General features: G+C 68.6%; 6 protein-coding genes. All 6 read right to left on the bottom strand.

The features are described 5' to 3' along the window. Positions 1-2,389, bottom strand: a 2,389-nt coding sequence (locus tag ACTIE5_RS11080; protein ID WP_439549757.1) for a PAS domain S-box protein, incomplete at its 3' end; no start/stop codon positions are given. A 104-nt stretch (positions 2,390-2,493) separates the two neighbouring features. Next, positions 2,494-2,952, bottom strand: coding sequence for a chemotaxis protein CheW (locus ACTIE5_RS11075; RefSeq protein ID WP_439549756.1), 459 nt, complete (start codon positions 2,950-2,952; stop codon positions 2,494-2,496). Next, the gene (locus tag ACTIE5_RS11070; protein WP_439549755.1) at positions 2,949-4,961 is read right to left on the bottom strand and encodes a chemotaxis protein CheA; all 2,013 of its coding nucleotides are present in this window, start codon (positions 4,959-4,961) and stop codon (positions 2,949-2,951) included. Before ACTIE5_RS11070 ends, ACTIE5_RS11075 begins: the two co-directional genes overlap by 4 nt. A gap of 3 nt (positions 4,962-4,964) precedes the next feature. Beyond that, positions 4,965-5,330 (bottom strand): response regulator, encoded by a 366-nt coding sequence (locus tag ACTIE5_RS11065; RefSeq protein WP_439549754.1) that lies wholly within the window; start codon positions 5,328-5,330, stop codon positions 4,965-4,967. A 1-nt stretch (position 5,331) separates the two neighbouring features. Then, entirely contained in the window at positions 5,332-5,634 is a 303-nt protein-coding gene (locus ACTIE5_RS11060) for an STAS domain-containing protein (RefSeq protein WP_439549753.1), read from the bottom strand. Between the two features lie 48 nt (positions 5,635-5,682). Beyond that, the gene (locus ACTIE5_RS11055; protein ID WP_439549752.1) at positions 5,683-6,765 is read right to left on the bottom strand and encodes a methyl-accepting chemotaxis protein; all 1,083 of its coding nucleotides are present in this window, start codon (positions 6,763-6,765) and stop codon (positions 5,683-5,685) included. Positions 6,766-6,844 lie beyond the last annotated feature (79 nt).

Here is a 6,844-nt window from a genome sequence, read left to right as displayed (position 1 = left end):
GCGTGATGCCGTCCATCGTCCGCACCACCTCCGTCACCACCGCGCCGCCGCGCGTGGCGATCTCGCTCGCCGAGGCCGCGAGCTTGTTGGCCTGCAGCGCGCTCTCGGCGTTCTGCTTCACCGTGCTGGTCAGCTCCTCGAGGCTCGCGGAGGTTTCCTCGAGGCTCGAGGCCTGCTCCTCCGTCCGTTGCGCCAGGTCCGCATTGCCGACAGCGATCTCGCGCGACGCGGTGGTGATCGTGCCGCAGCTTTCCGTCATGGCGCCCAGCACGCCGGTCATCGTCTCCAGCAGGCCGTTGACGCCGCCGCAGAGCGCGCCGATCTCTCCGGTCTTGCCATCCAGTGGCACGCGGCGGGTCAGGTCATTGGCTTCCGCCGCGGCCACCACCGCCTGCGTCTCGCTGACCGCCTCGCGCAGGGCCTCGCCGAAGCGGAACTGCTCCGCCATCCCTTCCACGATACGGTTGAGACCACCGGCAAGGCGCGCTACCGGCCCTTCGACGCCATCGGTCGGGACGCGAAGCGTGAAGTCATTCGTCAGCGCGGCGCTGACGGCTTCCTCGGCCTTTCCGACGGTCGCGGCCAGCATCCGCGCGGCCGTCACCTCCGCCGTCACGTCGCTGGCGTATTTCACCACCTTGAAGGGCCGGCCGTTCAGATCGAGAATCGGGTTGTAGCTCGCCTGGATCCAGATCTCCCGCCCGCTTGCGCCCAGGCGGCGATAGCGCCCGGCATCGTATTCGCCGCGGCCCAGCTTCTCCCAGAAGGCGCGATATTCCGGCGCATGCCTTTCGGCCGGGTCCAGGAACATCGAATGATGCTGCCCGCGCACCTGGTCGATGGTGTAGCCAAGCGTGGCCAGGAAATTGCCGTTGGCCGTCAGGATCCGGCCATCGAGGCCGAATTCGATCACGGCCTGCGCCTTGTCGATCGCGCCGATCTGGCCCCGGAAGTCCGCTTCCTGCAACGCGGCAGCGGTGACATCGGTGGCGTATTTCACCACCTTGATCGGCTTGCCATTGGCGTTCAGGATCGGATTGTAGCTGGCCTGGATCCAGACCTCCCGCCCGCCCTTGCCGATGCGGCGATAGCGCCCGGCATCATGTTCGCCCCGCGCCAGCTTGTCCCAGAAAGCGCGGTAGGCCGGCCCCTGGCGATCGCCCGCATCGACGAACATCGAATGATGCTGGCCACGAATCTCGTCCAGCGAATAGCCGAGCGTCGCCAGGAAGTTCTCATTCGCATCGATCACGCGGCCATCCAGCGTGAACTCGATGACGGCCATGACCTTGTTGATGGCGGTCAGCCGGCCATCGGCCTCGGCCTCACGCTCGCGCATCGCCGTCACATCCGTCGCATACTTCGCCACGCGAACCGGCTTGCCATCGGCGTCCAGCACGGGGTTGTAGCTGGCCTGCAGCCAGACCTCCCGCCCGCCCTTGGCGACGCGCCGGTAGCGTCCGGTGTCGTATTCGCCGCGTGCCAGCTTCTCCCAGAAGGCGCGATAGGCCGGACCATCCCGGTCGGCCGGATCGACGAACAGCGAATGATGCTGGCCGCGGATCTCCTCCAGCGTGTAGCCGACGAGGTTGAGGAAATTGGCGTTGGCGTCGATGACGCGGCCATCGAGCCCGAACTCGATCGATGCCATGGCGCGGTCCAGCGCCGTCATGCGCCGCCCGAGGCCCGTCTGCCGCGTGATGTCCCGCCATTCGACCAGCCGCTGCGGCGTCCCCTCCAGCGAGGTCGCGGACACGCTGAAGCGCGCCTCGGCGATGTCGATCTCGGCGCGTTGGACACCGCGGCGGCGGGAGAGCAGGTCACGCGGCAGACCATCGATCCGGGTGCCTTCCAGCTGCGTCGGGTCGGCTTCCGGCCAGAGGGTGCGGAAACCGGTCTCGTGCTCGCGCAGCATCGCGCGCGCCGCGTCATTGGCGTGCAGCACGGTAAAGTCTTCGTCCACCAGCATCATCGGCGAGCTGGACGAGGCGATGGCCGTGCGATCGAGGAGACCGCGTGCCTCCGTGGCCGCCAGCGCCGTCACGTCCCGGGCGATCACGGCAACCGCCGGCGCGTCGCCCTCCTCCACCGCCATCGGCGCGGCGGAGAGTTCCAACAGCACGGCCGCGCCACCGCCAGCCTGGTGCCAGAGACGCACCATCGCATCCTGTCCGCGCGCCAGCTGGTCAAGGAAGCGCCGGTACTCGACGCCATCACGCTCCACGCGCGTCAGCAGCGCGGCGTGCGGGCGGGCGACGACGGCATCCGCCGCCATGCCGAGCAAGGCCGCGAAGCGTTCATTGGCTTCCAGGACCTCGCCATCGGCGGCCAGGGTCAGCATGGCCTCCGCCCGCTGCAGCGCCGCCTGCGCGGCGACCAGCCTGCGCATCGTCGCACGTCGATCACGGCCTGAGCGGCGATCCGTAAACCCGGCAGGCAGCAGCGCGCGGGCGGCACGTCCCATGAACATCGTTAGCCTTCCTCAGATATCTTCTAGTGAGCCAGCGCCAATTCGGCGTCCGGCAGGTTGAGAAGGTTGTCGAGCGAGACGAGGGAAACCATGGCACCCTCACGCGGGATAAGGCCCGACAGCAGCCGTTCCGGCACGCTCATGCCGACTTCCGGCACGGCCCGGACTTCCTCCGCGCCGACGGTGATGATGTCGGACACGCTGTCCACCAGCAGCCCCGCCATCCGCGTCGCCGTCTGGATGATCACCACCACATGCATCGCCGTCGCCGCCGTCTGCCCCAGCCCGAAGCGGGACCGCAGGTCGAGGATCGGCACGATGGTACCGCGCAGGTTGATCACGCCCCGCACCCAGGCCGGCGCGTGCGGCAGTGCAGTCGTCTCCGACCAGCCCTTGATCTCCCGCACCGACAGGATGTCGATCCCGTATTCCGCATCGCCCAGCGTGCAGGTGATGTATTGCGCCACGTCATTGCCGCTCAATGCAGCACCGCGGCGGCCAGGGCGGCGAGGCGGGTGCCACGGCCGCGGTCGCTGGCCTCCGCGAGGCCCGCGACATCGAGGATCAGCGCCACGCGCCCGCTGCCGAGGATGGTGGCGCCGCCGATGCCCGGGATCGGGCCGTAATTGCCTTCCATGCTCTTCACGACCACCTGGTGCTGGCCGACCAGGTCGTCCACCAGCAGGCCGACACGGCCGGCATTGTCGGTTTCCGCGATGACGATGATGCCGCGCGACGGGTCGAGCACAGCATCGGAGACGCCGAAGACGCGGTGCAGGGCCAGGAGCGGGATGTAGGCACCGCGGATCGAGAGCACCTGCCCGCGGCCCACGACATCATGGATGTCCTGCGGCCGCGGCCGGAGGCTTTCCACGATGGCGGAGATCGGCAGGATGTAGGCCTCCTTGCCGACGGAGACGACGAGGCCGTCCATCACCGCCAGGGTCAATGGCAGGGACAGGACGAAGCGCGACCCTTCGCCGAAGCGCGACTCGACGGCGATCCGCCCGCCGAGCGACTGGATATTGCGGCGCACGACATCCATGCCGACACCACGGCCGGAGACGGCGGAGACGACGGCGGCCGTGGAGAAGCCCGGCATGAAGATCAGCTCGTCGATCTCGCCATCGGTCAGCACGGCATCGGGCGCGACGATTCCGCGCTCCTTCGCCCTTGCGAGGACGCGGCTGCGGTCGATGCCGCGGCCGTCATCGTTCAGCTCGATCAGGATGCGGCCGCCGCGCTGTTCCGCCGACAGATGCACCGTGCCCTGCCGCGGCTTGCCGGCGGCCTCCCGCACCTCGGGCGTTTCCACCCCGTGGTCGAGCGCGTTGCGCAGGAGATGCGTCAGCGGGTCGGCGAGTTGTTCCACCACCGTCTTGTCGATCTCCGTGGCCTCACCGGTCACGACCAGGCGCACATCCTTGCCGAGCTGCGATGACAGTTCCCGGACGAGGCGCGGCATGCGGGAGAAGACGGACTTCACGGGCTGGGTGCGGATGGCCATGACGCCTTCCTGCAATTCGCGCAGGTGCTGCGACAGGGTCTCCAATCCGGCGACGAGGCCGGGGCAGGCCTCCGGCGGCACGGCGCTGCCGAGCTGGACGAGCATGGCCTGGTTGATGACCAGCTCCCCCACCAGGTTCACCAGGCGATCCACCTTGGCGACATCCACGCGGACCGATTGAACGGCGGCCGCCTGCTCGGCCCGGGGACCAGCGGCCAGGACTGCCGCTGCCGCCGGTACGTCCGATTCCGCCTCGGCCACCTGCGCGACAGCCGGCTGAAGGGAATTGATCAGAAGATCGCAGTCATCGACGACGAACTCGAAGATTTCCTCGATGTCGGCGCGCGGCACGGGCGCGGCCAGTTCCAGCGTCCAGGCGAGGCAGGCATCCTCCGGCTCCAGCGCCTCCAGCCCCGGCAGCCGGTCCAGCATGGCGGAGACGGAGAGGGGCCCGAGCGCCCGCAGCGCGCGGATCAGCAGCAGCGGTTCATTCGCATGCCTGAACAGCGCGGCGTGTGGCCGGAAGACGATCCGCCATCCCGCCCCCTGCATCGCAGCAGGGGCGGCCGCGGCCGGAACGCCTGGCTTCGCTGCGCTGCCGGGCGATTCCACCGCAGCGGCAAGCGCTGCGATCAGCCCATCCTCGAAGCCTGCGGGCATCGCCTCGTCGCGCTGCTCCGCGCCCAGCAGGTCCGCCAGCGCATCCGTTGCCTTCAGCAGCAGCGCCACGCGATCCGGCGTGCCGGCCAGGCTGCCATCGCGCAGATGGTCCAGCAGCGTCTCCATGACATGTGCGAGGGCGACCAGCCGCGCGAAGCCGAAGGCGCCGCCGCCACCCTTGATGGAATGGATGGCCCTGAACAGGGCATGCATCGTGTCACCATCCGCGCGATCCTCGGCCAGGGCCGAAAGCTGCGCATAGGCGCTTTCCAGGAGTTCGGCGCTTTCCTCGAAATAGGTGGCGCGGAGGTGATCGAAGCTCATGGTTCAGCCCGCGACCCGCTTGACGACATCGACAAGCTTTTCCGGATCGAAGGGCTTCACCAGCCATCCCGTGGCGCCGGCGTTCTTGCCTTCCATCTTCTTTCCGGAATCGGATTCGGTCGTCAGCATCAGGATCGGCAGCGACCGGCATTTCGGATCGGCGCGCAGCGCGCGGATCAGCGCCACGCCATCCATGATGGGCATGTTCAGGTCCGTGATCACCACATCCACCGGCCTGGCCTGCAGGGCGGAGAGCGCCTTCTGCCCGTCCTCGGCCTCGCTCACCTCGAACCCCGCCTTGCGGAGGGTGAAGCTCACCATCTCCCGCATCGTCCGCGAATCATCCACGGTCATCACACGCTTCGCCATGTCACCTGTCCCCTTCCAGGGCCTTACCCAGCCCAAGATCATCGATCGCATCGACCATCGCGGCCGATGCGTTTTCCAGCCGGAAGACGATGCCCCTTGCCCGCGCCGTCGCGGCCGCGGCCGCCAGAACCTGGAGGCAGGGCGTCGTCACACGTTCCACCGCCTCTCCATCCACGCGGATGGGCCCGTCGGGCAGCATGGCGCGCAGCACCGTCGCCAGCGGTTCCGCCGCCGCCAGGTCGAGCACGGGGGACAGCCGGTATGCGGCGGCGCCATCGGCTGTGATTGTCGTCTCTACGGTCATCCGTTCCATCCCGCCGGACCAGGCCGGCGCTTCGTGCCGCACGGCACGTCAGAAGAGTTCGATGTCGCCCGCACCGGCATCCTCGTCGACAAGGGGCGCGCCCTCATCGTGCAGGAGGCGGTTGAGGAAGCGCTGGCGCACGCTGCTCAGCGATTGCTGCTCCAGCATGCGGCGCAGCAGCGGGCCATCCGCGCGCACATTCGGCGCCAGGGTCGGCAGGGCGCGCATGGTATCGGCCTGCAGGGCGCCTGCGGCTTCGCCGATCGCGCCCATCGCCTCGATCACATGGGTCAGGTGCTGGGTCGTCCGGTCCTGGAACTGCGTGCCGGTCACCAGGCTGTCGACGATGGCGTCGATGCCGGCAGCGGCGTCGCGCGCCTCGGACAGCGTCTCCGACAAGGCACGGTTCTGTTCCACCATGCCCGCCATCACGGCCGCGAGGCGCGCCTGGCCGTTGCTGACTTCCGCATTCTCGCTGCCCGCGATGCGTGCCAGATCCTGCTGCGCGGCACTGACACCGCGCCCCGCGGCGGTGATGCGGTCATGCACCAAGCGCGACGTGGCGTTGGTTTCCTTGGCCAGTTCCTTCAACTCATGCGCGATGACCTTGAAGGTGCCGCCGGCGCCTTCGGCGCGATGCGCCTCGATCGTCGCGTTGATGGCGACGAACTGCGCCTGGCGATTGATCGCCTCGATCCTGGTGACGCATTGCTCGACGCCGCGCACTTCCCGCGTGACCTCGTCCAGCGCCTTCATCATGCGCGCGGCCTGCGCGGCGGCATCGAGAAGACCGCTGACGGCACGCCCCAGCATCGCCTCGACGAAGGCCGTCGCCTCCGCCAACGGCATGGGGCGCCCATCCACCTCGATCATCCGCGCGATGGAGGCAACGCGCTCGACGCGCGCCGTCTGCGCTTCCGCCGCTTCCGCCAGCTGCCGGAAACGGGCGCTCAGGGTGACGGTGCTGTCCTCGATGAGGCGGGAGGAGGCGCTCACCTCCTCCGTCATCGCGATGAAGGCGCGGCGCTCGATCTCACCAAGTTCCACCCACTGCGCCAGAAGCGCCTCGGCCGCGCCGAAAGCGGCGACCGGCGCTGGGTCAGGCGCGGAATGGGAATCGTAGGGGGCCACAGGGCATGTCCACTGGTGGGGGTGATGACCCAACCTGCGAGACAAGTGTTTAGCTTTTGTTGATTCCCGACTGGTGCGA

It is taken from the genome of Falsiroseomonas sp., from assembly GCF_051859025.1.
In the GTDB taxonomy this organism is placed as follows: domain Bacteria; phylum Pseudomonadota; class Alphaproteobacteria; order Acetobacterales; family Acetobacteraceae; genus Falsiroseomonas.
The sequence above is the reverse complement of the archived record's forward strand: the minus strand, read 5'-3'. Positions and strand labels throughout refer to the sequence as shown.